Annotated in this window: 33 protein-coding genes; 8 read left to right on the top strand and 25 right to left on the bottom strand. The window is 44.7% G+C overall.

The window, feature by feature from the left end; genetic code table 11:
- Positions 1 to 60 precede the first annotated feature (60 nt).
- Both hemE and nudC read right to left on the bottom strand, forming a co-directional pair.
- On the bottom strand, positions 61 to 1,140 hold the full coding sequence (gene hemE, locus ABTQ23_RS18495; RefSeq protein ID WP_408617243.1) for a uroporphyrinogen decarboxylase: 1,080 nt from the start codon (positions 1,138 to 1,140) through the stop codon (positions 61 to 63).
- Positions 1,141 to 1,217: 77 nt separating this feature from the next.
- A complete protein-coding gene (gene nudC, locus ABTQ23_RS18490; RefSeq protein WP_408617242.1) occupies positions 1,218 to 2,042 on the bottom strand; it encodes an NAD(+) diphosphatase in 825 nt (274 codons plus the stop codon).
- A gap of 109 nt (positions 2,043 to 2,151) precedes the next feature.
- On the opposite strand from nudC, the gene rsd reads away from it, so the two are divergent.
- The gene (gene rsd, locus ABTQ23_RS18485; RefSeq protein WP_408617241.1) at positions 2,152 to 2,625 is read left to right on the top strand and encodes a sigma D regulator; all 474 of its coding nucleotides are present in this window, start codon (positions 2,152 to 2,154) and stop codon (positions 2,623 to 2,625) included.
- Positions 2,626 to 2,673: 48 nt separating this feature from the next.
- Here the strand turns inward: rsd and fkpA are convergent, their stop codons facing one another.
- On the bottom strand, positions 2,674 to 3,453 hold the full coding sequence (gene fkpA / locus ABTQ23_RS18480) for an FKBP-type peptidyl-prolyl cis-trans isomerase (RefSeq protein ID WP_408617240.1): 780 nt from the start codon (positions 3,451 to 3,453) through the stop codon (positions 2,674 to 2,676).
- A gap of 110 nt (positions 3,454 to 3,563) precedes the next feature.
- Here fkpA and ABTQ23_RS18475 point away from each other — a divergent pair, with 110 nt between their 5' ends.
- Genes ABTQ23_RS18475 through ABTQ23_RS18465 form a run of 3 tightly spaced genes read left to right on the top strand, consistent with a single transcriptional unit; the run spans position 3,564 to position 5,306 of the window.
- On the top strand, positions 3,564 to 4,568 hold the full coding sequence (locus tag ABTQ23_RS18475; protein ID WP_408617239.1) for a WD40 repeat domain-containing protein: 1,005 nt from the start codon (positions 3,564 to 3,566) through the stop codon (positions 4,566 to 4,568).
- Positions 4,569 to 4,572: 4 nt separating this feature from the next.
- Positions 4,573 to 4,788 (top strand): SlyX family protein, encoded by a 216-nt coding sequence (locus ABTQ23_RS18470; RefSeq protein ID WP_408617238.1) that lies wholly within the window; start codon positions 4,573 to 4,575, stop codon positions 4,786 to 4,788.
- Positions 4,789 to 4,805: 17 nt separating this feature from the next.
- The gene (locus ABTQ23_RS18465; protein ID WP_408617237.1) at positions 4,806 to 5,306 is read left to right on the top strand and encodes a GNAT family N-acetyltransferase; all 501 of its coding nucleotides are present in this window, start codon (positions 4,806 to 4,808) and stop codon (positions 5,304 to 5,306) included.
- Here ABTQ23_RS18465 and ABTQ23_RS18460 read toward each other — a convergent pair.
- The gene (locus ABTQ23_RS18460) at positions 5,303 to 5,503 is read right to left on the bottom strand and encodes a YheV family putative zinc ribbon protein (protein ID WP_408617236.1); all 201 of its coding nucleotides are present in this window, start codon (positions 5,501 to 5,503) and stop codon (positions 5,303 to 5,305) included. The genes ABTQ23_RS18465 and ABTQ23_RS18460 overlap by 4 nt on opposite strands.
- Positions 5,504 to 5,580: 77 nt before the next feature.
- On the opposite strand from ABTQ23_RS18460, the gene ABTQ23_RS18455 reads away from it, so the two are divergent.
- A complete protein-coding gene (locus ABTQ23_RS18455) occupies positions 5,581 to 7,494 on the top strand; it encodes an ABC transporter ATP-binding protein (protein ID WP_408617235.1) in 1,914 nt (637 codons plus the stop codon).
- A 67-nt stretch (positions 7,495 to 7,561) separates the two neighbouring features.
- Here the strand turns inward: ABTQ23_RS18455 and ABTQ23_RS18450 are convergent, their stop codons facing one another.
- The 3 genes from ABTQ23_RS18450 to ABTQ23_RS18440 all read right to left on the bottom strand — a co-directional run bounded on the left by ABTQ23_RS18450 (position 7,562) and on the right by ABTQ23_RS18440 (position 12,897).
- Entirely contained in the window at positions 7,562 to 8,149 is a 588-nt protein-coding gene (locus ABTQ23_RS18450) for an FMN-dependent NADH-azoreductase (protein WP_408617234.1), read from the bottom strand.
- A gap of 111 nt (positions 8,150 to 8,260) precedes the next feature.
- Complete coding sequence (gene metH, locus ABTQ23_RS18445) at positions 8,261 to 11,941, bottom strand: methionine synthase (RefSeq protein ID WP_408617233.1); 3,681 nt, start codon at positions 11,939 to 11,941, stop codon at positions 8,261 to 8,263.
- Positions 11,942 to 11,961: 20 nt separating this feature from the next.
- The gene (locus ABTQ23_RS18440; protein WP_408617232.1) at positions 11,962 to 12,897 is read right to left on the bottom strand and encodes a homoserine O-succinyltransferase; all 936 of its coding nucleotides are present in this window, start codon (positions 12,895 to 12,897) and stop codon (positions 11,962 to 11,964) included.
- Between the two features lie 147 nt (positions 12,898 to 13,044).
- Here ABTQ23_RS18440 and ABTQ23_RS18435 point away from each other — a divergent pair, with 147 nt between their 5' ends.
- On the top strand, positions 13,045 to 14,250 hold the full coding sequence (locus tag ABTQ23_RS18435) for a cyclic di-GMP phosphodiesterase (RefSeq protein ID WP_408617231.1): 1,206 nt from the start codon (positions 13,045 to 13,047) through the stop codon (positions 14,248 to 14,250).
- Between the two features lie 61 nt (positions 14,251 to 14,311).
- Here ABTQ23_RS18435 and rplQ read toward each other — a convergent pair whose 3' ends face one another.
- From rplQ to rplN, 17 genes are all read right to left on the bottom strand, one after another.
- Complete coding sequence (gene rplQ / locus ABTQ23_RS18430) at positions 14,312 to 14,695, bottom strand: 50S ribosomal protein L17 (protein ID WP_131911152.1); 384 nt, start codon at positions 14,693 to 14,695, stop codon at positions 14,312 to 14,314.
- 41 nt (positions 14,696 to 14,736) lie between these two features.
- A complete protein-coding gene (locus ABTQ23_RS18425; protein WP_408617230.1) occupies positions 14,737 to 15,723 on the bottom strand; it encodes a DNA-directed RNA polymerase subunit alpha in 987 nt (328 codons plus the stop codon).
- 24 nt (positions 15,724 to 15,747) lie between these two features.
- Complete coding sequence (gene rpsD, locus ABTQ23_RS18420; protein ID WP_408617229.1) at positions 15,748 to 16,368, bottom strand: 30S ribosomal protein S4; 621 nt, start codon at positions 16,366 to 16,368, stop codon at positions 15,748 to 15,750.
- A gap of 27 nt (positions 16,369 to 16,395) precedes the next feature.
- Positions 16,396 to 16,785: a 30S ribosomal protein S11 gene (gene rpsK / locus ABTQ23_RS18415; protein ID WP_131911149.1), complete on the bottom strand. Its 390-nt coding sequence runs from the start codon at positions 16,783 to 16,785 to the stop codon at positions 16,396 to 16,398.
- Between the two features lie 11 nt (positions 16,786 to 16,796).
- Positions 16,797 to 17,153: a 30S ribosomal protein S13 gene (gene rpsM / locus ABTQ23_RS18410; protein ID WP_408617228.1), complete on the bottom strand. Its 357-nt coding sequence runs from the start codon at positions 17,151 to 17,153 to the stop codon at positions 16,797 to 16,799.
- Positions 17,154 to 17,260: 107 nt separating this feature from the next.
- Positions 17,261 to 17,374 (bottom strand): 50S ribosomal protein L36, encoded by a 114-nt coding sequence (rpmJ, locus tag ABTQ23_RS18405; protein WP_408617227.1) that lies wholly within the window; start codon positions 17,372 to 17,374, stop codon positions 17,261 to 17,263.
- 43 nt (positions 17,375 to 17,417) lie between these two features.
- A complete protein-coding gene (secY, locus tag ABTQ23_RS18400; protein ID WP_408617226.1) occupies positions 17,418 to 18,743 on the bottom strand; it encodes a preprotein translocase subunit SecY in 1,326 nt (441 codons plus the stop codon).
- Positions 18,744 to 18,750: 7 nt separating this feature from the next.
- Positions 18,751 to 19,185 carry a 50S ribosomal protein L15 gene (gene rplO / locus ABTQ23_RS18395; protein WP_408617225.1) on the bottom strand — a complete coding sequence of 145 codons (435 nt, stop codon included), beginning with the start codon at positions 19,183 to 19,185 and terminating at the stop codon, positions 18,751 to 18,753.
- Between the two features lies 1 nt (position 19,186).
- Positions 19,187 to 19,366, bottom strand: a complete 180-nt coding sequence (gene rpmD / locus ABTQ23_RS18390) for a 50S ribosomal protein L30 (protein WP_408617224.1) — start codon at positions 19,364 to 19,366, stop codon at positions 19,187 to 19,189.
- A gap of 6 nt (positions 19,367 to 19,372) precedes the next feature.
- Complete coding sequence (rpsE, locus tag ABTQ23_RS18385; RefSeq protein ID WP_131911143.1) at positions 19,373 to 19,873, bottom strand: 30S ribosomal protein S5; 501 nt, start codon at positions 19,871 to 19,873, stop codon at positions 19,373 to 19,375.
- A gap of 10 nt (positions 19,874 to 19,883) precedes the next feature.
- Positions 19,884 to 20,234, bottom strand: a complete 351-nt coding sequence (rplR, locus tag ABTQ23_RS18380) for a 50S ribosomal protein L18 (protein WP_408617223.1) — start codon at positions 20,232 to 20,234, stop codon at positions 19,884 to 19,886.
- A gap of 9 nt (positions 20,235 to 20,243) precedes the next feature.
- Positions 20,244 to 20,771: a 50S ribosomal protein L6 gene (gene rplF / locus ABTQ23_RS18375; protein ID WP_408617222.1), complete on the bottom strand. Its 528-nt coding sequence runs from the start codon at positions 20,769 to 20,771 to the stop codon at positions 20,244 to 20,246.
- 14 nt (positions 20,772 to 20,785) lie between these two features.
- Positions 20,786 to 21,178 (bottom strand): 30S ribosomal protein S8, encoded by a 393-nt coding sequence (gene rpsH / locus ABTQ23_RS18370; RefSeq protein ID WP_408617221.1) that lies wholly within the window; start codon positions 21,176 to 21,178, stop codon positions 20,786 to 20,788.
- A gap of 26 nt (positions 21,179 to 21,204) precedes the next feature.
- Complete coding sequence (rpsN, locus tag ABTQ23_RS18365) at positions 21,205 to 21,510, bottom strand: 30S ribosomal protein S14 (protein WP_408617220.1); 306 nt, start codon at positions 21,508 to 21,510, stop codon at positions 21,205 to 21,207.
- A gap of 13 nt (positions 21,511 to 21,523) precedes the next feature.
- Entirely contained in the window at positions 21,524 to 22,063 is a 540-nt protein-coding gene (gene rplE, locus ABTQ23_RS18360) for a 50S ribosomal protein L5 (RefSeq protein ID WP_408617219.1), read from the bottom strand.
- A gap of 13 nt (positions 22,064 to 22,076) precedes the next feature.
- The gene (gene rplX / locus ABTQ23_RS18355) at positions 22,077 to 22,394 is read right to left on the bottom strand and encodes a 50S ribosomal protein L24 (protein ID WP_408617218.1); all 318 of its coding nucleotides are present in this window, start codon (positions 22,392 to 22,394) and stop codon (positions 22,077 to 22,079) included.
- A 13-nt stretch (positions 22,395 to 22,407) separates the two neighbouring features.
- Positions 22,408 to 22,776: a 50S ribosomal protein L14 gene (gene rplN, locus ABTQ23_RS18350; RefSeq protein ID WP_131911233.1), complete on the bottom strand. Its 369-nt coding sequence runs from the start codon at positions 22,774 to 22,776 to the stop codon at positions 22,408 to 22,410.
- A 371-nt stretch (positions 22,777 to 23,147) separates the two neighbouring features.
- Between rplN and tsaA the strand changes: the two genes are divergently transcribed.
- Positions 23,148 to 23,630 (top strand): tRNA (N6-threonylcarbamoyladenosine(37)-N6)-methyltransferase TrmO, encoded by a 483-nt coding sequence (gene tsaA / locus ABTQ23_RS18345; RefSeq protein ID WP_408617217.1) that lies wholly within the window; start codon positions 23,148 to 23,150, stop codon positions 23,628 to 23,630.
- A gap of 2 nt (positions 23,631 to 23,632) precedes the next feature.
- Here the strand turns inward: tsaA and ABTQ23_RS18340 are convergent, their stop codons facing one another.
- Positions 23,633 to 24,097, bottom strand: a complete 465-nt coding sequence (locus ABTQ23_RS18340) for a DUF4174 domain-containing protein (RefSeq protein ID WP_408617216.1) — start codon at positions 24,095 to 24,097, stop codon at positions 23,633 to 23,635.
- 183 nt (positions 24,098 to 24,280) lie between these two features.
- Between ABTQ23_RS18340 and ABTQ23_RS18335 the strand changes: the two genes are divergently transcribed.
- Positions 24,281 to 25,066 (top strand): hypothetical protein, encoded by a 786-nt coding sequence (locus tag ABTQ23_RS18335; protein ID WP_408617215.1) that lies wholly within the window; start codon positions 24,281 to 24,283, stop codon positions 25,064 to 25,066.
- The last annotated feature ends 181 nt before the right edge of the window (positions 25,067 to 25,247 follow it).

The following is a 25,247-nucleotide window of genomic DNA, read 5'->3' as shown; positions in this document are numbered from 1 at the left end:
CGCGTTGTCACTCTAGCGTGTTTCTATCACAGCTTAGTGACAATAACATTTAACAGTTATTCACCCCTTGTAAGAAGTTTGATGATAAGCGCGACTATATTGGTGAACAGCATCCACAAATACACCCGCATTTTCCAAAGGGACATCCTGATGAATGCCATGACCTAAATTGAAAACGTGGCCATTGCCGTGACCATATTGCTTAAGTATGCGCTTGACTTCACTCTCAATTTTATCGGCTGACGCGTACAACATCGAAGGGTCCATATTTCCCTGCAAAGCCACTTTATCGCCAACTCTGCGCCGTGCATCATCCATATCACACGTCCAATCGATGCCAATTGCATCACAGCCGCTCTGAGCTATCCACTCCAGCCACTGACCACCATTTTTTGTAAATAGCGTCACCGGAATGCTCTGGCCATCAACACTGCGATGAATTCCTTCGACAATTTTTTGCATATAGGCAAGCGAAAACTCTCTATAACAATCGCCGCTTAATACTCCGCCCCAGGTATCAAAAATCATGACCGCTTGCACACCCGCTTCAATCTGAGCATTCAGATAATCAATGACGGACAGCGCTAATTTATCCAGCAATAGATGCAATGTGGCAGGTTCACTAAAGAGCATTTTTTTGATTTTGGTAAACTGCTTTGTTGACGCCCCTTCCACCATATAAGTTGCCAATGTCCAAGGGCTACCTGAAAAACCAATCAAAGGCACACTGGCATCTAACTCTCTAACAATGGTTTTCACCGCAGCCGGAACATAGCTCAGCGATTTGAGGGGATCGGGTATGCTCAGCGCTTTGACATCACTTAACGATTGAATCGGATGGTTAAATCTTGGGCCTTCACCTTTGGCAAAATAAAGTCCCAATCCCATTGCATCAGGAATGGTCAAAATATCAGAGAATAAAATAGCAGCATCCAGAGCGAATCGGCGCAGCGGTTGCAATGTTACTTCACAAGCAAGTTCAGGACTTTGGCAAACTGCCATAAAATCACCTGCTTTTGCACGCAATTGTCGATATTCAGGCAGATAACGCCCAGCCTGGCGCATCATCCACACAGGCGTAACATCGACCTCTTCGCGGCGCAATGCTCTTAAGTAACGATCATTTTTTAACTTGCTCATAGTATTCCTGATGCTGGCACAAACTGTGCGGCATTGTATGGTGATTCGCCAATAAAGGCCATAGTCCCCCTCTTCGATTACCCTTTTAGCTCTTGTGAGATGTTGCTAACCAACGTATCGATAATTTTACGGGCAATCGTGCCATGTTTTGGTAATTGCGGCAGGTTGGTAATCTCAAACCAATTTGCATCCACCAGTTCACTGCGCTGAACTTTAATCTCACCCGATTGATAATCAGCTAAAAAAGCCATCATCAATGAATGAGGAAATGGCCACGGCTGACTGCCAGCATAACGAATGTTATCGACATGAATCCCCGTCTCTTCAAACGCCTCACGTTGAACGCAATGCTCAAGGGTTTCACCTGTTTCAACAAACCCTGCAACCGCGGTATAAATCGGATTATCTTTTTTGACATGCCGTTTATGGCAAGCCAACAAGATGGAATTTTCTTTACGAATGGCCACAATAATACAAGGCGAAATACGCGGATAAGCGCGAAACCCACAGTGCTCGCACTGCATGGCAAATTCCCACTCAACACGCGCCATCGGTTGGCCGCACTGGCCACAAAACTGATGGGTTTTTAAAAACAATGCCTGTTGCATCGCTTGACCTGCGAGCAAAAACAAAGCCTCGTCTAAATCACTCACCAGCTGATAAAGGGTTATCCATTCACCTAAGCCTAGATCAATCGGCTCATCTAAGGCTAATCGATAACAAGGCTCTCCCATATAGTCATTAAAATACTCAGCTTGAGTGAGCCAAGATTCCGCCACAGGAAGATCGTCGATTTGACCAAACGGAATACGCTGACCTTGCGGCACACACAATATTTTGTCTTGTGAGGTAAAAAACCACCAGCCAGCTAATGACTGACGATTCGGATGAGAAACAGACATATAATTCCTTATTTTACGATCTTTGCGCTGGAAACTTGATCAAATCCATTCGTTCAACCAAAGTTAAATTAAGATAGTCCTTTGTATCACTTAGAGGCCGGAGGTCACAATGCTTACACGAGTAGCCCAAGCTCAACAACGTTGGGGGGGCGCAAGTCAAGTTATCGATAACTGGCTTGCCGCACGAAGCCAACTGATTGTTGAATATTGCCAGCTGGTCGGGCAAAAACAACCTAAATCGGCTCAAAAGTTGCCGCAAATAGAGCAGATCCAGCACTTCTGCCACCATTTAGTCGATTATGTTTCAACCGGACACTTTGGCGTATTTGACCAAATAATTGAAGACTGCCAAGATTACCGACGTGTTCACGGATATATCCACCAACTTGCTCCAACCACCGAAACAATTGTTGATTTTTATGACCAATATGTAGAAATCAGTGACTTAAGCGAACTCAATGAGTTTATCGATACATTAGGTGTTATCGGTGAAAGCTTAGAGAACCGCTTCACGGTCGAAGATAAATTGCTTGCAGAGCTTTACCAACATGTCGTTGATGAGAAGGCGCAGGCCAATCCTTAAATCAGAATGCGATCCCAATGGATAATTAGGATCGCTTTTGAGCTAATATTACTTAGCTGAGTCGTCAGATGCTTCTTTAGGTGCGGCTTTAACCTTAAGTAAATCAACATCAAAAATTAATGTAGAGTTACCTGGAATAGCACCTGTAGCATGTTCACCATAAGCCAGTTTTGCTGGAATATAGAAGCGATATTTACCGCCCTGATGCATCAGCTGCACGCCTTCAGTCCAACCAGGAATAACCTGATCTAATTTAAATGTGGCAGGTTGGTGATGTTTAGCAGAGCTATCAAAGACCGTACCATCAATTAATGAACCTTTATAATTGACCGTGACAATGTCAGAGGCTTTAGGCTGAGCGCCAGTTCCTTTTTTCAGAACTTTATACTGTAAGCCTGATTTAGTTGTTTTTACGCCTGGTTTTTTAGCGTTCTCTTTAAGAAATTTCGCTCCTTCGACTTTCGCTTTCGCAGCATCGTCAGTTGCTTTTTTCTTCGCTTTGGCGGCCAAATCTTTACTCATATCAGTTAAAGCAGCGCGAATTTCTTTATCAGAAAGCTTAACTTTACCATTGAGACCATCTTTCATACCTTCGATGATCATATTGCGATCGAGTTTGACACCAATTTTTTCTTGCTGCTGCAGTGATTTATCCAAATAGCGAGCCATAGAAGCGCCCACAGCATATGCCTGTTTCTGTGCTTCTGTTTTGAAATGCTCGGTGGCAGCACTCGCCTGAGCCGTTGCAAACAAGACCGAACTGGCTAATAGCGATACTGCTAAATATTTTTTCATGAGATGAACTCTCCAGACCTTAAGATTTATCAATCATAATCAATAGAATGGCTTCATTTCTATACACAATAGCCGATATACTTAATCTACTGATTCTTCAATGAGCCGTCTATACTAGCGTCTATCGAGCCATGTAGAAAGATATGAACATTTATTTCACACAAATTTACGTAAGACGCAGCTATTTCGGGGCTATTTTACTACTAATAGCGCTTTTGGCTGGTTGCACGCCTAAAACAGAGGCGAGTAAAACCATTACTCAAGAGCGTGATGGAGTTTTTGCGGCGGCTCTAAGCCGGGATGGTTCATTAAGTTTAATGTCTAGCGCTAGCGATGATGTAACGCTTTGGCAGCTTACCCCTAATGCTCAAATTAAGTTTCGCTGGCAGCAACAATCACAAAATAACGTTTTCTTAGTTAAATTCTCCCCCGAACATCGCTATGCGATCAGCGCATCGCGCCATGATTTTGCGATTTGGTCAACGCAAACCGGCCAATCATTGGGTTTTTATTCTATCGGCCAATCGGTCATTCGCGATATTGCGCTATCAGCTAACGGCCAAAACGTCGTGGTGGGGTTAGAAAATGCCAAGGTCGTGTTTATTAATCTTAGAACAGGCCGCAGGCTGGAATTTTTAGGCCATACGCAAGCAATTAATATCGTGCGACTATCGGCCAATGGCCGCTATGCGTTTAGCGCAGGTAATGGCGGAGATGCGATTTTATGGAATACACAAAGCGCCCAAATCATCACCAAAGTCCACATGAATAGTCGCATCACGCAAATTGCCATGACACCAGATGGAAAATATATCTTTGTCGCAGGAAGTCATAATCAAGCTAAGATCTACACCATTGTTCAAGGTCAATTGTTAAGCAAATTAGCCATTCACACTCGCCAAGAGATTTTTAGCTCAGCGCGTTTTGTCAACCATGACCAGTGGCTGTTAACAGGCTCAGCGAATCGCAAACTGCGGCTGTGGGATGTTAAAACAGGTCAGTTACTTGAGCAGTGGAAAGTTGGCCTTAATACCAAGCGCCGCCCTGCCAGCGCGGTTGTATATGACGCCACAATCGATGACAATGGACAGGTGATAAGTGCAAGCTCAAGTGGCTTGGTTGAATATTGGTCTGTACATAACGAATAATCTGATGACATCTGAATTACAAGAACACATTGAACAACTGGAAAGTCAGCTGACGTTTCAGGAAGATACCATTGCCCAGCTTAATGACGCGATTACCAATCAGCAGTGGCAAATCGATAAATTAACTCGCCAAGTAAAATTACTCAGTGATAAAATTCAGCAATTTCAACCCTCCCAGATTGCATCTCAATCTGAGGAAACGCCACCGCCACATTATTAAAGATAAGAGAAGTTTTGATGATGGACTATCAATTACGCAGCGCGACAACAGAGGATCTTGAAGCGATTGTTGCCATTTATAACTCAACGATTGCATCTCGACAGGTGACTGCCGATATGGAACCGATTACGCTCGCCGACCGTGCTGGTTGGCTTGAGGAACATCAACGCATTGGCCACCCGGTTCAGGTTGCAATTAGCCACGGTGAAATCATTGCGTGGTTTAGTTTTAGCGCCTTTTATGGCCGCCCTGCGTATCAGCAAACCCGCGAGCTGAGTATTTATCTGGCAGAAAGTTGCCGAGGGCACGGTTTGGGCAAACGACTCTTAGATGACGCTGAAACACTGGCCAAAACACAAAACATTAATGTTTTACTTGGGTTTATTTTTAGTCACAATATCCCCAGCATGAAGTTATTTGAACATCATGGTTACCAACTGTGGGGCGAATTACCAAAAATTGCCAAGCTTGATGACACATTGCGCAACCTAGCCATCTTAGGGAAACGGCTCGATTAGAGTTTAAATCGCGCAATTGATGGCTGTTGTGGCTGTTTTGTTGAAGATTGGGATTTGCTTTGTTTATCTTCAAATTGATAGCCACAATGCACACATTTGACCCTATCATGGCCTTGGCTATCTGATTCGATAGCCAATGTATCTTGCTGATGGCACTTTGGGCAGCTCGCACCAGCGATAAATCGTCTTTTCATCATCAACCTACTTAGTGAACTTCGACAGTTCAACCACTTTTAAGATATGATCCCTTATTATTGCATTTTAAGTTATCACTATGATCACAGCTCAACAAATTAGTCTGCAGCGCGGCATCAAAGTCCTGCTAGACAAAGCATCACTGACCATCCATCCAGGTCAATCAGTCGGCTTAGTCGGCAAAAATGGCTGCGGCAAATCATCTTTATTTAGCCTGTTAAAAGGTGAATTAACTCTCGATAGCGGTGAGCTCGACTTTCCAGCAAACTGGCAAATTGCAAGTGTTGCGCAAAACACGCCCGCACTTGAGTGCTCCGCTATCGACTATGTCATTGATGGCGATCTGGAATATCGACAAGTGATGGCCAAGCTTAGCGAAGCTGAAGCAAATCACGATGGTCTGGCAATCGCGACATTACACGGGCAATTAGATGCCATCGGGGGCTATCAAATTCAAGCGCGAGCGGCGACCCTACTAGCAGGTTTGGGATTTGATGAACCTGCGCAGCAACAGAGCGTTGCTAGTTTCTCGGGCGGTTGGCGGATGCGATTAAACTTAGCTCAGGCACTATTGTGCCGCAGCGATCTATTACTGCTTGATGAACCGACCAACCATCTCGATATCAACACTGTCGTTTGGCTAGAACAGTGGCTGGGACGTTATCAAGGCACCTTAATTATCATCTCTCATGACCGCGATTTTCTAGATCAGACCACCGAGCGTATCATTCATATTGAGAACGCTAAATTTAATGAATACACCGGGAACTATTCAAGCTTCGAACGCCAAAGAGCCACTAAACTTGCGCAGCAACAGGCGTTACATGAGAAACAGCTTAAACAGCGCGATCACCTGCAAAAATATGTGGACAGATTTCGCTATAAAGCAACCAAAGCCAAGCAAGCGCAGAGCCGTTTAAAAGCATTAGAAAAAATGGAACTAGTTGGGCCCGCGCACGTCGACTCAGAATTTAATTTTGAATTTCAGCCGCCAGATACACTGCCAATGCCTCTATTGCAGATGGAAAAGGTCAGCGCAGGCTATCAAGATAAAACCGTGCTCAGTGAAATCCAGTTTAACCTCGTGCCCGGCAGCCGCATTGGTCTGCTTGGCCGAAATGGCGCGGGTAAATCCACATTTATTAAATTATTAAGTGGCGATTTAACACCGCTCTCAGGCGTGCTAGATCTGAATGCGAACGTCAAAATTGGCTATTTTGCACAGCATCAGTTAGAGACGCTTCGCGTTGATGATTCACCCCTTGATCACATGCGCCGTTTAGCCCCTGATCAAACTGAGCAGCAACTACGTAATTATTTGGGGAGCTTCGGTTTTATTGGCGACCAGGCGCTAGCGAAAGTCGCACCGTTTAGTGGTGGTGAAAAAGCTCGATTGGTTCTGGCGATGATCGTCTATCAGCGACCCAATCTGTTGTTACTCGATGAACCGACCAACCATCTAGATTTAGATATGCGCCATGCGCTCACCATTGCCCTGCAAAGCTTTGAAGGCGCGATGGTCTTAGTATCGCATGACCGAGCTTTATTGCGCGCCAGTTGTGACGAGTTTTATCTGGTCGACAATGGTAGTGTGCATGCCTTTAAAGGTGATTTAGATGAATATCAAGCGTGGCTCAAAGCCCAAAATCAAGGTAGTAATACGCCAAATAAACCGCAAGCGTTAAACTCACAAAACGCAAGACAGGAGCAAAAGCGCTTGCAGGCAGAGTTTCGCAAAAAGACACAGCCACTTCGCAAAGAGCTGGAAAAACTCGAAAAGCAGACAGAAAAATTAACGGCGCAGCTTCATGAGATTGAAACCAAGATGAGTGATACAAGCTTATATGAAGCAGGTCAAAAATCGCAGTTAGATACGTTGATAAAACAGCAAGCAACCGTTAGAGCGCAGCTCGAGCAAGCTGAAGAGGCTTGGCTTGACTGTGAGACGCGTCTTGAAGAGCTCAAAGAACAAGCTCAACAGATGAGCGATTAAACAAAAAAGTGAATCTTAACAATAAAAAAGGCTGCAACGCAGCCTTTTTTAATCAACGATTATCAGCTTAGATCTGATAGCTGCTCAGTTTAGCAACTGCTTCGTCTAACTGTGGTTTAGCAACTTCTTCACCCATTGCCAGACCTTGTGCATAAACGACTTCAACTTCGCTGATACCCAAAAAGCCCAACAGAGTTTTCAGATAAGGAATTTCGAAATCGCTACCGCCTTCTTGGTGGATACCACCACGAGTAGTTACGATCAATGCTTTGGTGTTTTCAATCAAACCAACCGCACCAGATTCAGTGTATTTGAAAGTTTCGCCAGCACGCGCTACGAAATCAAACCAAGTTTTTAGCTGAGTAGGAATAGCAAAGTTGTACATTGGAGCAGCCAGTACCAACAGGTCAGCTTCTTTGGCTTCTTTAATCAGTGTGTCAGAAAGCTCTTTAGCTTCCTGCTGACGAGCACTCAACTCACCAGAAGGACGCAGCATACCGACTAATTCACCGTCCAGAACAGGAACAGGATTAGCAGCCAAGTCACGAACGATCACTTCATCATCTTTGTGCTGAGAAAGAAATTCATCAACCAATTTTGAAGACTGAGAGTATTCACCAAGTACACTTGATTTGAGCGCTAAAATCTTTGCCATCTTTTTGATCTCCTTTTTTATGATGTGAAAATGGTACCACGGCTTTATGTTCGAATATATGTGATTATATTGACCATTGTGTTCGAAATATTTGAACTATCACCATTTTCACTAATCATCCAGGTTTGGCGCTAACCAGCGCGAAGCTTCCTCGATCGTCATTTTGGCGCGTTTAGCATAGTCTTCCAGCTGGTCATGCTGAATTTTTGCCACCGCAAAATAACGCGATTGAGGATGGCTGAAATACCAACCCGATACCGAAGCACCGGGCCACATCGCATAACTGTCGGTCAGTTTCATGCCAATGCGTTTTTGCACATCTAACAACTGCCAAATCAGGCGTTTCTCGGTGTGTTCAGGACAAGCAGGATAACCCGGCGCGGGACGGATCCCCTGATAGCGCTCGCGAATCAACTCTTCATTGCTCAGTGATTCATCCGGACTATATCCCCAATGTTCACGGCGCACCTGCGAATGCAGATATTCAGCAAAGGCTTCGGCAAGGCGATCTGCAACCGCTTTGACCATAATCGCGTTGTAATCATCGCCGTTGGCTTTAAAGCTATCCGCCCATTCATCTTCCCCAATGCCACCAGTAACCGCAAATGCCCCGATATAATCGGCAACCCCAGAGCTTTTCGGCGCGATAAAATCAGCTAATGAATAGTTACTGGCTTTGGGTTTTTCACTTTGTTGACGCAGTTGATGGCTAACCCCCAACAGGGTTGTACGACTCTCATCGGTATAAATTTCGATATCGTCACCGACCCGGTTGGCCGCAAAGAGACCAAGGACACCACGAACCTGCATGTTAGGCTGACGCTCAAGAGAATCGAGCATCGCATTTGCATCGGCAAATAGTGCTTGCGCCTGCTCACCTACCACGTCATCGGTTAAGATACGCGGATATTTACCAGCCAGCGACCATGTCATAAAAAAGGGGGTCCAATCGATATACTCGCGCAAGGTGGCGATCGGAACTTTATCAAATACTTGCACCCCGAGTTTTTTGGGAACACTCGGTCGATAATTTTGCCAGTCAGTTACGAACGCGTTGTCGCGCGCCTGTTGCAAGGTCACTGGTGCACTTCGAGGTCGTTTTCTAGCATGTTGCTCGCGCACCACCTCATACTCTTGCGCTAAGCGTTTTACAAAATCAGCTTTCAGCGTGGTTGAAAGCAGGTTCTGACATACGCCTACAGCTCTTGAGGCATTAGAAACATACACAACAGGATGAGAGTAATTTTGCTCAATCTTAACCGCGGTATGCGCTTTAGATGTCGTTGCACCACCAATAAGCAGCGGAAGATCAAACCCCTGACGCTCCATCTCTTTGGCAACATGCACCATTTCATCTAAAGATGGCGTAATTAAACCAGACAAACCAATCATATCGGCCTGTTCATCTTTGGCGACCTGCAAAATCTTTTCGCATGGCACCATCACGCCCAGATCAATCACTTCAAAATTATTACACTGCAACACCACGCCAACGATATTTTTCCCAATATCGTGCACATCGCCTTTGACTGTCGCCATGACGATTTTACCGTTTGATTTTTGATCGCTCGATTTTTCAGCTTCAATAAACGGATTAAGGTAAGCAACCGCACGTTTCATCACTCGCGCTGATTTGACCACCTGCGGCAAGAACATCTTACCGGCGCCAAACAGATCGCCCACCACATTCATGCCATCCATCAAAGGCCCCTCGATGACATGTAATGGGCGCTCGGCTTGCTGGCGCGCAGCTTCGGTATCCTCTTCAATAAATTCAGTAATGCCTTTGACTAACGCGTGTTCTAAGCGCTTATTCACTGGCCAGCTTCGCCATTCTAGCTCTCTTGGGTCAGCTTCTTTTGCCTGTCCATCACCGCGATAGTTTTGAGCAATTTCTAATAGCTCATCGGTGGCTCCTGAATGGGTGTTGAGGATCACCGCCTCAACTTTTTCGCGAAGCTCTAAAGGAATATCTTCGTAAATTGCCAGCTGTCCCGCATTAACAATTCCCATATCCATGCCATTAGCAATCGCATGGTAAAGAAACACAGCGTGAATCGCCTCGCGAACAGGATTATTACCACGAAAGGAAAATGACACATTCGATACGCCGCCCGAAATCATCGCATAAGGCAGCTGCGCTTTAATCTCTTTTACCGCTTCGATAAAATCAAGCGCGTAGTTATTGTGCTCTTCAATGCCGGTGGCAACGGCGAAAATATTCGGATCGAAAATAATATCTTCAGGCGGAAACCCAACTTCATCGACTAATACGTGATAGCTGCGCCGACAAATTTCGACCTTACGCGCTTTAGTATCGGCTTGGCCTGTTTCATCAAAAGCCATAACAATGACCGCAGCACCATAACGGCGCAGCAATTTGGCCTGATGAACAAATTTCTCTTTTCCCTCTTTGAGGGAAATAGAGTTAACAATGGGTTTGCCCTGCACACATTTTAGACCCGCTTCTAAAATGTCCCATTTGGAGGAGTCAATCATCACCGGGACTTTGGCAATATCTGGCTCGGCAGCGATAAGATTTAAAAAGCGAACCATCGCCGCCTTAGAATCGAGCATCCCTTCATCCATATTGATGTCGATAATTTGCGCGCCGTTTTCTACCTGCAGCGCCGCAACTTCTAAAGCTTTGTCGTAATCATCATTGACAATTAATCGCTTAAACAGCGCCGAACCGGTCACGTTATTACGTTCGCCAACGTTTACAAACAGGCTCTGCTGGGAAATATTGAGCGCTTCTAAACCTGATAATCGACATTCATGCGCAATCTTGGGAAGTGGCCGCGGCGGTACATCAGCAACCGCATCAGCCATCGCTTGAATATGCTCAGGCGTTGTACCACAGCATCCACCGACAATATTTAAAAAACCATCTTGTGCCCACTGCTTAATCTCGCTGGCCATATCCTCGGCGTTTAGATCATATTCACCAAAAGCATTGGGTAAACCTGCATTCGGGTGAGCACTGACAAAACCTTCACTGATGCGGGATAGCTCTTGCACATATTGGCGTAGCTCTTTTGGCCCTAACGCACAGTTAAGGCCCATCGATATAGCGTCACTATGACGAAGCGAGTTATAAAAAGCTTCCGTGGTTTGCCCAGATAACGTTCGTCCAGAAGCATCGGTAATGGTTCCAGAGATCATGATGGGCAGTTCACACCCAAGGGTTTCGAAAACTGTTTTAACCGCGAAAACCGCCGCTTTCGCATTGAGTGTATCGAAGATAGTTTCGATAAGGATAAGATCTACGCCGCCTTTAATCAGCGCAGTCGTCGATTGTTCATAGGCGCTAACCAACTCATCAAAATGAACATTACGATACCCAGGGTCATTCACATCCGGAGAAATAGAACAGGTTCGATTCGTTGGCCCAAGCACGCCTGCAACAAAGCGTGGTTTTAAAGGCTCTTCGACACTGACTTGGTCAGCGACTTGACGCGCAAGCTTGGCCGCTTCAAAGTTAATCTCAAAAGAGACGTCCTCCATCTGATAGTCAGCCATCGCAATGGTTGTGGCGTTAAAAGTGTTCGTTTCAATGATGTCGGCGCCACTTTTAAGGTACTGGCGGTGAATATCTGCAATTTTATCGCCTTGGGTTAGCACCAACAAATCATTATTGCCTTTGAGATCGCATGGCCAATTCGCAAATCGCTCGCCTCGATAGTCGGCCTCATCCAGCTTTAACTGCTGGATCATGGTTCCCATCGCGCCATCTAGAATGAGAATGCGCTGGTGTAATTGTTCAGTTAACAAATCAAGGGCTTTAGCCATGAACTCTCCTGCTCGAGCAATTAATCGTTGTCAGATGGATGCATTACTTTCAAATCATATGGCGTGATCTGATAAACACAATAGTTAATCCAGTTACTATAGAGCAAACTGCCATGGCTTCGCCAAGTAGCCAAAGGCTCATTACTAGCATCGTTATGAGGGAAATAATTATGTGGCAGAGCAGGAGACAATCCAGCAGCTTCATCTCGGCGATATTCATTGGCCAGAGTGTGAGAGTCATACTCTGGGTGACCGGTTACAAACACTTGACGCAAATCATGGCTGGCAGCAAGATAAAGCTCGTTATTTTCTGGCAATTTGGCAAGGATATCTAAATCTGTGTATTTTTTGATGGTATCAATGGGAAAAGCAGCATTTCGCGAAAGTGGTGCTAAAAACGTATCATCAAAGCCGCGCAGTAATTTACTATGTCCGCCGACGCTTTGATGCTCATAGACTCCAGATAATTTTTTCTCCAGTGTACATCGTGGCATGCCATAGAGCACATTCAGAGCAACCTGCGCAGCCCAGCATAAAAACAGCGTTGATGTTACATGCGTGGTCGACCAACGAATAATCTCGCACATCTGATCCCAGTAATAAACATCTTCAAATGGTGTCAGTCCCAATGGAGCACCAGTGATGATCAAGCCATCGAAATTGCTTTGCCGAATTTTATCAAAATCCCGATAAAACCTGTCAATATGGGCTTTAGGGGTATTTTTGGATACTCGGTGATCAATGCGCAGTAAATGAACATCAATTTGCAATGGCGTATTGGAAAGCAGGCGCAGGATCTGATTTTCAGTCTCGATCTTTTTGGGCATCAGGTTTAATAAAATGACTTTTAGAGGCCGGATCTCCTGAGCCAAAGCTCGAGTTTGTGGCATAACGAAAATATTTTCGCCTCGTAGCACCTCTGCTGCAGGTAATTCATCGGGGATCCGAATCGGCATTTTTATCACTCCAAAATGAAAGTCTAGACATCTAGACACCTATTCTAAATTGTTTGCAGGTTAAGTCTAGTCTTAATCGAGCCAAAGTAACCAACACATCATTTTTTGACTAAGATAAAAGAAGGATTAGTTAATCGACTAACAATAATGAGTGATATAAAAGTAGCAGTGAACCGACTGGCTGTCGGCATCTATGTTAAATTGCCACTCAGTTGGCACCAACATCCTTTTTTGCGCTCTAACTTTAAGATAACCAGCGCCAGTGAGCTGACAATTTTACATAACCTAGGACTCGAGCATGTCTTGGTCGATCCGAGTAAAAGTGATGTGCCACCGCTGCCGCCAGTAAGCCATAGATTAAGCGATCTAGAGCAACCTATTGCTGTCGATACAGATAGATTAACAAGCGAAGCAAAGATTCAAGCACAGTGGGAGCGTCTTGATCGCCAACAGCGATACGAAATAAGCCTAACGCAGGCTCAAACACTTTACTCACAATGTTTAAGTCAGCTGAACCAACTCTATCAAAGCCCGCCTAAATTAGATGAGATTCGAAGCTCAGCTGAACCGATTGTAAATAATTTCTGGAATACGTTAGCGCAAACACAAGAGCACATTATTCATATCATTCCATCCAACGATATAGCCAATAATCTTGGGGCCCACTGTCTAAATGTGACAATTCTAAGTATGTTATTGGCTCAATCGGCAATGCGCAGCAAGTATGAAATTAAGCTTATTGGTCAAGCCGCACTGTTTCATGATTTAGGCTGTTTAGTAACAGATAAACCTAAACTGCATCATGCCGTGCGCTCGAGTCAGATGTTAACGGATGCGGGCATCAACGATCATCAATTGCTAAATATTATCAATCAGCATCATGAATATTTAGACGGCAGTGGAGGCCCAAGCAAACTGATTGATGAACAGATCCACCCGCTTGCCCAGCTGTTAAGTGTGGCCAATACCTTTGATAATTTATGTAACCAAGATGATATTAAAAGTCCGCATATCGCACTGGTGACATTAACCAAGCACTATAAAGGCAAACTCAATAATAACTATATTCAGTTGCTGAGTAATGAAATAGGCGTCTACCCACCAGGAACACTGCTGCGGCTTTCAGATGGGCAAATTGCACTAGTTGTGGCGATTAATCAGCATCAATTGCTCTACCCATTTGTGCAACTGATAGAACAATCGCAACAACCGGTATTTTCGCTGGCCGATTTAAATGTTGAGATAACTGAGGTACTCAGCAGCAAAGAGCTCGCACAGGCTAAAACAATTCTGCCACAAGCACAGCGTATCAGTTTTATTCCTGAGGCATTTGATAAAGTTTCAATTAAATAAAGTACAAATTGCAGACATAAAAAAAGCCGGGCAAAAGCCCGGCTTGATAAATATTTTGCAGTTACTCGGCTGATTCTTCTTGAGAATCTGCGCGATCAACCAGCTCAATATAAGCCATTGGAGCGTTATCACCAGCTCGGAAGCCACATTTCAGGATGCGAGTGTAACCGCCCGCACGAGCCTGAAAACGAGGTCCCAAATCTGAGAACAGTTTACCAACTACTTCTTTGTCACGAGTACGTGCAAAAGCCAGACGGCGGTTAGCAACACTGTCGTTTTTAGCCAATGTAATCAAAGGCTCTACAACACGCCGAAGCTCTTTAGCTTTAGGCAGAGTTGTTTTGATAACTTCATGGCGAACCAATGAACTGGCCATATTGCGAAACATAGCCTGACGATGGCTACTGTTTCGGTTCAATTGACGACCACTCTTACGATGGCGCATGACCTTATCCTTCTAAATAATACTATCGGACCAGTGACTGATTACTTTTCAGCAATACTAGCAGGTGGCCAATTTTCCAGGCGCATGCCCAGAGACAACCCACGACTTGCCAAAACGTCTTTAATCTCAGTAAGAGATTTTTTACCCAAGTTAGGTGTTTTCAACAACTCAACTTCGGTACGCTGAACCAAGTCACCAATATAATGAATCGCTTCTGCCTTCAAGCAGTTAGCGGAGCGAACAGTTAATTCCAGATCATCAACAGGACGTAGCAGGATCGGATCGAACTCCGGTTTTTCTTCTTTCTCTTCGGGTTCACTCACATCACGTAAGTCGACGAATGCATCCAGTTGCTCGGCCAGGATCGTAGCAGAACGACGAATCGCTTCTTCAGGATCCAAAGTACCATTGGTTTCCATGTCGATAACTAACTTATCTAAGTCAGTACGCTGTTCTACACGAGCAGCTTCAACATTATAAGCAATACGTACAACCGGGCTGTAGGCTGCATCAACTAACAAACGACCAATAGGACGTTCTTCGTCTTCAGCGTGAACGCGAGTTGATGCAGGAATATAACCGCGACCCCGTTCTACTTTAATCCGCATGTTAACTTCAGCATCGCTGCTTAAATGACAGATAACATGTTCAGGATTAGCGATTTCAACATCACCATCATGGGTGATGTCACCCGCTACGACTGGGCCTGCACCAGATTTGGTAAGAGTAAGCATTGCTTCATCTTTACCTTCGAGCTTCACAGCAATACCTTTTAGATTCAACAAGATTTCTAAAATATCTTCCTGAACCCCTTCCTTACTGCTGTACTCATGCAATACGCCGTCAATCTCGACCTCGGTGACAGCGCAGCCAGGCATAGATGAAAGCAGAATGCGACGCAGCGCATTACCAAGCGTATGACCGAAACCCCTTTCAAGAGGTTCTAAAGTCACTTTTGCATGAGTAGGGCTAAGTTGTTCAATATCAACTAGCCGTGGCTTAAGAAATTCTGTTACAGAACCCTGCATTGTGTCCTCTCTTAGAAATTAGCCTTACTTAGAGTAAAGCTCGACGATCAGCTGTTCGTTAATGTCTGCAGACAGATCTGTGCGTTCTGGATTACGTTTGAAAACGCTTTCCATTTTAGTCGCATCAGTTTCTACCCAAGTTGGTTTTTCACGCTGTCCTGCGATTTCCAGTGCAGCAGTGATACGAGTTTGCTTTTTAGCTTTCTCGCGAACGCTGATAACATCTTCCGGTGAAACCTGGAAAGAAGGTACGTTAACAACTTTACCATTAACCAGGATCGCTTTGTGGCTTACCAGCTGACGTGCTTCAGCACGAGTTGAACCAAAGCCAACGCGATAAACAACGTTATCTAGACGGCTTTCAAGCAAATTCAGCAGGTTTTCACCAGTATTACCTTTTAAACGTGCCGCTTCTTTATAGTAGTTACGGAATTGTTTTTCCAGTACACCATAAATACGACGAACTTTTTGCTTCTCGCGAAGCTGTAAACCGTAATCAGACAGACGTGGTTTACGTGCACCATGTTGGCCTGGTGCTGAATCAAGCTTACACTTAGTATCTACCGCGCGTACACCGCTCTTTAAGAACAGGTCAGTACCTTCACGACGGCTAAGTTTGAGCTTAGGCCCCAAATATCTTGCCATTATTCTATCTCCTGTCTATCCCAAGAATTACACGCGGCGTTTCTTAGGCGGACGACAACCGTTGTGTGGAATTGGAGTCACATCAGTGATGTTAGTGACGCGGAAACCTGCCGCGTTTAACGCACGGATTGATGACTCACGACCTGGACCCGGGCCATTAACGAATACTTCTACGTTTTTTAGGCCGTAGTCTTTTGCAGCTTCAGCTGCACGTTCAGCAGCAACCTGCGCTGCAAACGGAGTAGACTTACGTGAACCACGGAAACCAGATCCACCGGCAGTTGCCCAAGATAGAGCATTACCTTGGCGATCAGTAATAGTAATGATTGTGTTGTTGAAAGAAGCATGGATATGAGCCATACCGTCAGCAACTTGTTTTTTAACGCGTTTACGAGCGCGAGTCGGAGTTTTAGCCATTTGTCCTCACCTTATTTCTTAATAGGTTTACGAGGCCCTTTACGGGTACGCGCATTAGTTTTAGTGCGCTGACCACGAACGGGCAAACTACGACGATGACGAAGCCCACGGTTACAACCGAGGTCCATCAGGCGCTTGATATTCATTGAAACTTCGCGGCGTAAATCACCTTCAACAGTGATATGACCTACCTGCTCACGCAGTTTTTCAACTTGAGATTCATCTAGTTCTCTGATCTTCACGTCTTCAGCGATACCAGCAGCTGCGCAGATCTCTTTTGCGCGGGTCTTACCGATACCGTAAATAGCAGTTAACGCGATAACTGCGTGTTTCTGATCAGGAATGTTAATGCCGGCTATACGGGCCATTAGGGACACTCCTATTATTTCGTAAAACGAAGGCCATCTGTGAAAAGCCCGTAAGGATACTCAACAGATGACCGATTTGCAATCTAAAATGTCTAGAAATCTGCTTATTAGCCTTGGCGCTGTTTGTGCTTAGGCTCTGTGCAAATTACCCGAACAACGCCATTGCGTTTGATAATTTTGCAGTTACGGCAGATTTTCTTAACGGAAGCACGAACTTTCATTGCTATCTCCGCAAAAGTTTCACTAATTTAAATCGCTTAGGTCTTATCGACCATAGTTTTTCAAATTAGCCTTTTTCAGGACAGAATCATATTGATGACTCATCATATGGGTCTGAACCTGTGCCATAAAGTCCATGATGACTACAACGATAATGAGCAATGAAGTACCACCGAAGTAGAACTGCACGTTCATCACCTGCATCATAAACTGTGGAATTAAACAAATAAACGTGATGTACAAGGCACCAGCTAGTGTCAAGCGAGTCATCACCTTATCAATGTAACGCGAGGTTTGTTCACCTGGGCGAATGCCCGGAATAAACGCACCACTCTTTTTCAAATTGTCCGCTGTTTCGCGTGGGTTAAACACCAATGCAGTATAGAAGAAACTGAAAAAGATAATCGCGGCCGCGTATAATATCACATAAAGTGGCTGACCGGGCTGCAATGTTAAAGAAATATCAGATAAAAAGCCAAAGCCTTTATGCTGACCAAACCATTGCGCCAGTGTTCCTGGGAACAAAATGACACTTGATGCAAAAATTGCCGGAATCACACCTGACATATTAACTTTCAATGGCAAATGTGAACTTTGCGCGGCATATACTCGGCGTCCTTGTTGGCGTTTGGCATAGTTAACGACAATCCGTCGCTGACCACGTTCCATAAACACCACAAAAAACGTAACCGCAAAAACGATGACAACGATAAGTAATAGCAGCAAGACATTAATTTCACCCAATCGAGCCTGTTCGATAGTCCGGCCAATTGCAGGCGGAAGCCCAGCAATAATCCCGGCAAAGATCAGAATCGAAATACCGTTACCGATACCACGTTCAGTAATTTGCTCACCCAGCCACATCAGGAACATGGTCCCAGTAACCAGACAAACAACCGCAGTAACATAGAACGCCATACTTGGGTTATGCACCAATCCAGTCACCATTCGAGGCAACCCGGTAGCAATACCGATAGATTGGAACAAGCCCAGCACTAACGTGCCGTAACGAGTATATTGAGTAATTTTACGCCGCCCAGATTCGCCTTCTTTTTTCAATTCGGCCAAAGTGGGATTCACCACAGTCAACAACTGGATAATAATTGATGCCGAAATATACGGCATAATACCCAGCGCGAAGATTGAGGCTCGAGCTAAGGCACCACCAGAGAACATGTTAAACATCTCAATGATGGTCCCTTTTTGTTGCTGCATTAACCCAGCAAGTACATTAGCGTCGATCCCAGGAATTGGAATAAACGAGCCAGCTCGGAACACAATCAGTGCGCCCAGCACGAATAACAAACGTCGCTTCAGCTCGCTTAGCCCGCCTTGTCCACCTTTTGATGGTAATCCTGGTTTCTTAGCCATTTACGTACTATCCTTCGATTTTACCGCCCGCTGCTTCAATAGCAGCACGTGCGCCTTTGGTTACACCAACACCCTGGATAGTTACCGCTTTAGTGACGTCGCCAGAAAGTACGATTTTCGCAGTTTTGGCTGTCCGAGCGATAACGCCAGATTGTTTCAGAGTATCCAAACTTACCACGCCTTCAGCTACTTTAGCTAGTTCTGATGTACGAACTTCTGCTGCAGTTGCTGCTTTACGAGACGTAAAACCAAATTTTGGTAAGCGTTGTTTCAATGGCATCTGACCGCCTTCGAAACCTGCACGTACGCGGCCGCCAGAACGAGATTTCTGACCTTTATGACCACGGCCGCCGGTTTTACCCAAGCCAGAACCGATACCACGACCTACACGTTTAGCGCTAGGTTTAGCACCTTCAGCTGGTGATAGAGTATTTAAACGCATCTTATTCACCCTCTACCTTAACCATGTAGTAAACCTTATTGATCATACCGCGAACAGAAGGAGTATCTTCCAGTTCAACTGTGTGACCAATGCGACGCAGACCTAAACCAGTCAAAGTTGCCTTATGTTTTGGCAAACGACCGATAGAGCTCTTAGTTTGTGTTACTTTAATTTTCGCCATGCCCAATTACCCCAGAATTTCTTCTACGCTCAGGCCACGTTTCGCAGCGACATCTTCAGGAGCATGCATATGCTCTAAAGCGTCGATGGTTGCGCGGACGATGTTAATCGGGTTAGTCGAACCGTAAGCTTTAGACAGTACGTTCTGTACGCCTGCGACTTCCAGTACGGCACGCATCGCACCACCGGCAATAATACCGGTACCTTCTGATGCTGGCTGCATGTATACCCGAGAACCTGAATGACGGCCCTTAATCGGGTGCTGCAATGTGGTACCGTTTAATTTAACAGCACGTAGATTGCGGCGAGCTTTTTCCATTGCTTTTTGAATAGCAGCTGGAACTTCTTTTGCTTTACCGTAACCAAACCCTACTCGGCCATTTCCGTCGCCTACTACAGTCAATGCAGTAAAGCTAAAGATACGACCACCTTTAACTACTTTAGAAACGCGGTTAACTGCGATTAGCTTCTCGTTCAGATCACCGGTTTGTGTTTCAAATTTAGCCATGATTCACCCCTTAGAACTGAAGGCCAGCTTCACGCGCAGCCTCTGCCAAAGCAGCGACACGACCATGATACTGGAAACCAGAGCGATCGAAAGAAACCTGAGTAATGCCTTTTTCTAAAGCGCGTTCTGCAATTGCTTTACCAACTGCTTTAGCGGCTTCGACATTACCAGTTTTTGTTAACGCCTCACGAACTGCTTTATCAACAGTTGAGGCAGTTGCAACAACATTAGCGTCTGGTGTAATAACCTGCGCATAAATATGGCGCGGAGTACGGTGAATCACCAGGCGAGTTGCACCCAACTCTTGCATAGCTTTGCGTGCGCGAGTCGCGCGACGCAGACGAGCACTTTTCTTATCCATAGTGTTACCTTACTTCTTCTTAGCCTCTTTGCGGCGTACTTGTTCGTCAGCATAGCGAACACCTTTACCTTTATAAGGTTCAGGCAGACGGTAACGACGAATGTGCGCAGCCACTTGACCAACGACTTGTTTATCAGCACCTTTGATAACCAGTTCGGTTTGAGAAGGCGCTTCAGCACTCACTTCTTCAGGCAGTTCGTAAACTACCGGATGCGAGTAACCAAGAGTCAGATTCAGTTTCTTACCCTGAACTTGAACACGATAACCAACACCGACCAACTGCAGACGTTTTTCAAAGCCTTCAGTAACACCGATAACCATGTTGTTTGCCAATGCACGAGCAGTACCTGCCTGCGCAGTAGGTGCACCATCAGCGACAGAGAATTTCAGTTCATTCTCTTCTTTGGTGATGATAACAGCGTCATTTAAAGTACGAGAAACCGCACCTTTAGCGCCTTTAATTGTCAGCTCCTGGCCATTTAAAACCACTTCTACACCAGCAGGAATGGCTACGGGAGCTTTAGCGACACGAGACATATGAATACCTCCGATTAAGCTACGTAGCAGACGATTTCACCACCCATACCCGCTTTACGCGCGGCACGGTCAGTCATAACGCCTTTTGATGTAGAAACAACTGCAATCCCCAAACCACCAAGAACTTTAGGAAGTTCAGTAGCGCCTTTGTAGATCCGCAAACCAGGGCGGCTAACGCGTTGAATTGTTTCAATAACTTTTTTACCCTCAAAATATTTGAGAGTTACTTCTAGTTCGGCTTTAACGTCACCAGAAACAGCATAGTCAGTGATGTAACCCTCGTCTTTCAAAACCTTGGCAATCGCCACTTTCAGTTTAGAAGAAGGCATCTTGACAGATACTTTATTGGCCGCTTGACCGTTACGGATGCGGGTTAGCATATCCGCAATAGGATCTTGCATGCTCATAATTGCTTACTCCGTGAATGATTGGCTTACCAGCTGGCTTTTCTAAGACCAGGTACTTCACCACGCATTGCTGCTTCACGCAGCTTAATACGGCTTACGCCGAATTTGCGCAGATAACCATGTGGACGACCTGTAATGTTACAGCGATTACGCTGACGACTACGAGACGAGTCACGTGGCAGTTCCTGAAGTTTCAATACTGCATCCCAACGTTCTTCATCAGAAGAATTTACGCTTGAGATAACCTCTTTGAGAGCCGCACGCTTTTCAGCATATTTAGCGGCCAGCTTGGCACGTTTCACTTCACGTGCTTTCATTGATTGTTTTGCCATAACCCTAACCCTTTTATTTACGGAATGGGAAGTTAAAGGCAGCCAGCAGAGCACGGCCTTCTTCATCGGATGTCGCGCTAGTTGTGATAGTCACATCTAGACCACGAATTTTATCAACTTTGTCATAGTCGATTTCCGGGAAGATGATTTGCTCACGCACGCCCATACTGTAATTACCACGGCCGTCAAAAGATTTTGAACTGACACCACGGAAGTCACGAATACGAGGCATAGCGATCGAAATCAGGCGCTCAAGGAACTCCCACATCCGTTCACCACGGAGGGTTACTTTACAACCAATAGGGTAGCCTTCACGGATTTTGAAGCCCGCAACGGATTTACGAGCTTTGGTGACAAGCGGTTTTTGACCAGAAATAGCAGCTAGATCTGCAACAGCATTTTCTAGCAATTTCTTATCATTTAATGCTTCACCAACACCCATGTTCAGGGTGATTTTCTCGATCCGAGGGACTTGCATGATGGATTTGTAGCCGTACTCCTTAAGAAGTGCAGGCACTACAGACTCCTTATACAAATCATGCAGTTTCGCCATCGTTTTACTCCAATTACTTAACTAGTTCACCAGAAGATTTAAAGAAACGGACTTTTTTACCGTCTTCAAATCGGAAACCAACGCGATCTGCTTTGCCTGAAGCGGCATTGTAAATCGCTACATTAGATACATCGATTGCAGCTTCCTGTTCAACGATACCACCATTAACACCCGCTTGAGGGTTAGGTTTCTGGTGTTTCTTAACCAGGTTGACGCCTTCGACAAAAACTTTACCAGTAGAGGAAAGAACTTTAGTGACTTTGCCACGTTTGCCTTTATCTTTACCAGTTAATACTACTACTTCATCTTCACGACGAATTTTATTAGCCATCTCTTGTTACTCCTTATAGTACTTCAGGCGCCAGAGACACGATTTTCATGAACTGATCATTACGAAGTTCACGTGTCACAGGGCCAAAGATACGAGTACCAATCGGCTGGTTATTATTATTCAGAACAACCGCAGCATTGCGATCAAACCGAATTAAAGAACCGTCGGGACGACGAACGCCTTTACGTGTCCGCACTACCACAGCCTTGAGAACATCACCTTTTTTAACTTTGCCGCGAGGAATTGCTTCTTTCACAGCAACTTTGATGATGTCACCAATGTTTGCATAACGGCGGTGCGAGCCACCCAGGACCTTAATACACTGTACGCTACGTGCGCCGGAGTTATCGGCCACGTCGAGCATAGATTGCATTTGGATCATTTCAGTGCTCCGCTTAATTTTTACATGAGGCGATTATGCCTCTGTAACATTACAACTGACCTTAAAAGGTCTATGGCTGCCTATTTAAAGGGCGCGAAATTATAGCACCCTAAAAAGCTAAATGATAGCCCTATACAAAAAATAGCCAATCAATAGTCAACAATATATTTGAGATATCGCTACCAAGGGAGGAAATTCATAGGGCAACGAGAATGCGCGATTATAAACAAATTTGAGTAAAAATTCCAATTAGTTACGAACTCATTTTTAAAAGGATGAAATTTATACAGATATTGATCCGCCTCATAGGCACGACATTCACAACTTTCTATGCTGATTCTTTCATAAAACATTCATCTCAAGGAGTTCCTATGACGAACATTGAGTTAAGTCCAATTGGCGTTGCCAGAACGCCCTTTAAAACACGCGAGCAGATGCCGATTCAAGGTGCGGGAATATCCCAAGAGTCCGGACAGATAGAGATCTTCAGCCAATACCAACAAGGGCTTGCAGACCTAGATGGATTTTCACACATCTACGTGCTATTTCATCTACACCAAAGTGCAGGAACAGCACTAACCGTTACACCTTTTTTAGATAAAACCCCACGCGGAGTTTTTGCAACACGCTCACCTAAGCGGCCCAACCCCATTGGCTTAACCATCGTGCGACTCAACGCTATCGAAGGTAATATTTTACAAATCAGCGAACTCGACTTACTTGATGGTACGCCAATTATTGATCTCAAACCATACAGCCATCAGTTTGATTGCTTCACCGATACCACCGATGGCTGGATGAGTCATGGTCGAGATCCAAAACAAACAAGCTCAGATGATCGTTTCAATCGCTAACGTTATTGATTCACTTTTGTCATCTTTGCTTGGGCTATCTCTGATTGGCGCATAGGCATGGTATCGATCAGATCAAATATTTGATTCATCTCGATATCTTTCTGGCGAAGTTTTACGCCGCCATCTTTGCCAATTAACAACAAATGGTCGCCACTGGCAAATTGATAAGGTTTCGTTAGTTTGGCGAACTGTGGGCCTAGCTGTCCGGTATAATTAGTCTCAGCTACTTTCATACCATTTGCACTATCTTCAAAAACAAACCACAAAATATGACGGTCCGCAAACTGAGCTGAAAACGGCTGAAAGATTTTGTGTGCTGACTGCTCGTATGGCCAGCCATGAATCAATATTAAACGATTACTCCAGCGTAACTGCTCTATTGAGTTAAGGCTCGAACTTGCAGCAAATGAGCTCCCTGACGTTGCCGCAATCGCCATACAAAGCACAAAATATTTTAACCAACGCATTGCTCACCTCTACATAAAAAGGGGGAACTTTAAACATGGTTAAAAAATTGCCTTTTCGCAAATTCTAATACCATAAACTAGCCTCTATCTAAATATCGATATATCACTGATGGGCAGAACTTGCGAAAATGACAAAATATAGAAGTGATCGTTATTTAAGTCATAGAGAAAAGGTTCTAAGGGATGAAACCAACCATTATGCTGCTGCCATTAGTTAGCGTTGTTCTTAGCGCATGCTCACCAGATATTCCAGAAAATAGCGCTAGACAATGCTATAACCCAAAGCTTTATAAGCTAGGTAACACCATCACATACGCTAACTATACAGATAATGGCTTCGTGAGCGAGAGCACCCTAACTGTAGTAAAAGCATCACCTGAAGATAAAAACCTAACAACTTATAAAGTGGTCAAACAAGATGCCAAAACAGCTGACTCGCTAAGCGAAAAAAAACAGATCATATCAACCCAATCAGTTAAACCAACGGAAGACAAATTGGGCTTTTATCATGTATCTGATCAAAACTCAGTAGCTAAAGAATCAGGAGGTGAATATCAATTTATTAAAACCTTTAGTCCAGGCCTACCTGAGTATTTTGGTTTTGATAAACCAGGTATGGAAAAAAGCTGGACAGTCACAGGCGCTATAAAATCGTATGAGACAGATAAAAACGGCGAAGTAGACCTTAAAAATCAGTCTAAAGTTACGCTGCGTTTTATTGCAATGGAAAAAATTTCAACTTCATCTGGAACTTATCAGACTTGCCACCTGCGCTATACAAGAACAGTTGACCCAGGTAATGGCGATTACTTGAAAGTAACTATTGCAGATGAAAGGTGGTACTTAAAAGGCTTGGGAGTTCCGCTAAGAATTAAAAGGGTTGTCCACTATTTCAACGAAGACATTCCAATTACTCAAGAGTTGGTCAGCGCTTCAATCGATTCACAAACCTTTTCTCAATCTAAATAGGATAAGCTTAAAGGCCCTTTAAACTAAAAGGGCCTTTATTCAAGCCTCTGTCTATAAAGCTCAAATTAGTACAATCAGGTTGATAGAATAATTTGAATAAATTCCAGGCATAAAAAAACCCCGTCCATTCGGACAGGGTCTGATTCGAAGCCTGGCAGTGACCTACTTTCACATGGGGAAA

The sequence above is a fragment of the Celerinatantimonas sediminis genome (assembly GCF_046054195.1).
In the GTDB taxonomy this organism is placed as follows: domain Bacteria; phylum Pseudomonadota; class Gammaproteobacteria; order Enterobacterales; family Celerinatantimonadaceae; genus Celerinatantimonas.
The sequence above is the reverse complement of the archived record's forward strand: the minus strand, read 5'-3'. Positions and strand labels throughout refer to the sequence as shown.

Coding starts and splice junctions, on each gene's coding strand:
- hemE (WP_408617243.1), bottom strand. CDS start 1,140: ATGAGCAAGTTAAAAAATGATCGTTACTTAAGAGCATTGCGCCGCGAA.
- nudC (WP_408617242.1), bottom strand. CDS start 2,042: ATGTCTGTTTCTCATCCGAATCGTCAGTCATTAGCTGGCTGGTGGTTT.
- rsd (WP_408617241.1), top strand. CDS start 2,152: ATGCTTACACGAGTAGCCCAAGCTCAACAACGTTGGGGGGGCGCAAGT.
- ABTQ23_RS18475 (WP_408617239.1), top strand. CDS start 3,564: ATGAACATTTATTTCACACAAATTTACGTAAGACGCAGCTATTTCGGG.
- ABTQ23_RS18470 (WP_408617238.1), top strand. CDS start 4,573: ATGACATCTGAATTACAAGAACACATTGAACAACTGGAAAGTCAGCTG.
- ABTQ23_RS18465 (WP_408617237.1), top strand. CDS start 4,806: ATGATGGACTATCAATTACGCAGCGCGACAACAGAGGATCTTGAAGCG.
- ABTQ23_RS18460 (WP_408617236.1), bottom strand. CDS start 5,503: ATGATGAAAAGACGATTTATCGCTGGTGCGAGCTGCCCAAAGTGCCAT.
- ABTQ23_RS18455 (WP_408617235.1), top strand. CDS start 5,581: ATGATCACAGCTCAACAAATTAGTCTGCAGCGCGGCATCAAAGTCCTG.
- ABTQ23_RS18450 (WP_408617234.1), bottom strand. CDS start 8,149: ATGGCAAAGATTTTAGCGCTCAAATCAAGTGTACTTGGTGAATACTCT.
- metH (WP_408617233.1), bottom strand. CDS start 11,941: ATGGCTAAAGCCCTTGATTTGTTAACTGAACAATTACACCAGCGCATT.
- ABTQ23_RS18440 (WP_408617232.1), bottom strand. CDS start 12,897: ATGCCGATTCGGATCCCCGATGAATTACCTGCAGCAGAGGTGCTACGA.
- ABTQ23_RS18435 (WP_408617231.1), top strand. CDS start 13,045: ATGAGTGATATAAAAGTAGCAGTGAACCGACTGGCTGTCGGCATCTAT.
- rplQ (WP_131911152.1), bottom strand. CDS start 14,695: ATGCGCCATCGTAAGAGTGGTCGTCAATTGAACCGAAACAGTAGCCAT.
- ABTQ23_RS18425 (WP_408617230.1), bottom strand. CDS start 15,723: ATGCAGGGTTCTGTAACAGAATTTCTTAAGCCACGGCTAGTTGATATT.
- rpsD (WP_408617229.1), bottom strand. CDS start 16,368: ATGGCAAGATATTTGGGGCCTAAGCTCAAACTTAGCCGTCGTGAAGGT.
- rpsK (WP_131911149.1), bottom strand. CDS start 16,785: ATGGCTAAAACTCCGACTCGCGCTCGTAAACGCGTTAAAAAACAAGTT.
- rpsM (WP_408617228.1), bottom strand. CDS start 17,153: ATGGCCCGTATAGCCGGCATTAACATTCCTGATCAGAAACACGCAGTT.
- rpmJ (WP_408617227.1), bottom strand. CDS start 17,374: ATGAAAGTTCGTGCTTCCGTTAAGAAAATCTGCCGTAACTGCAAAATT.
- secY (WP_408617226.1), bottom strand. CDS start 18,743: ATGGCTAAGAAACCAGGATTACCATCAAAAGGTGGACAAGGCGGGCTA.
- rplO (WP_408617225.1), bottom strand. CDS start 19,185: ATGCGTTTAAATACTCTATCACCAGCTGAAGGTGCTAAACCTAGCGCT.
- rpmD (WP_408617224.1), bottom strand. CDS start 19,366: ATGGCGAAAATTAAAGTAACACAAACTAAGAGCTCTATCGGTCGTTTG.
- rpsE (WP_131911143.1), bottom strand. CDS start 19,873: ATGGCTAAATTTGAAACACAAACCGGTGATCTGAACGAGAAGCTAATC.
- rplR (WP_408617223.1), bottom strand. CDS start 20,234: ATGGATAAGAAAAGTGCTCGTCTGCGTCGCGCGACTCGCGCACGCAAA.
- rplF (WP_408617222.1), bottom strand. CDS start 20,771: ATGTCTCGTGTCGCTAAAGCTCCCGTAGCCATTCCTGCTGGTGTAGAA.
- rpsH (WP_408617221.1), bottom strand. CDS start 21,178: ATGAGCATGCAAGATCCTATTGCGGATATGCTAACCCGCATCCGTAAC.
- rpsN (WP_408617220.1), bottom strand. CDS start 21,510: ATGGCAAAACAATCAATGAAAGCACGTGAAGTGAAACGTGCCAAGCTG.
- rplE (WP_408617219.1), bottom strand. CDS start 22,063: ATGGCGAAACTGCATGATTTGTATAAGGAGTCTGTAGTGCCTGCACTT.
- rplX (WP_408617218.1), bottom strand. CDS start 22,394: ATGGCTAATAAAATTCGTCGTGAAGATGAAGTAGTAGTATTAACTGGT.
- rplN (WP_131911233.1), bottom strand. CDS start 22,776: ATGATCCAAATGCAATCTATGCTCGACGTGGCCGATAACTCCGGCGCA.
- tsaA (WP_408617217.1), top strand. CDS start 23,148: ATGACGAACATTGAGTTAAGTCCAATTGGCGTTGCCAGAACGCCCTTT.
- ABTQ23_RS18340 (WP_408617216.1), bottom strand. CDS start 24,097: ATGCGTTGGTTAAAATATTTTGTGCTTTGTATGGCGATTGCGGCAACG.
- ABTQ23_RS18335 (WP_408617215.1), top strand. CDS start 24,281: ATGAAACCAACCATTATGCTGCTGCCATTAGTTAGCGTTGTTCTTAGC.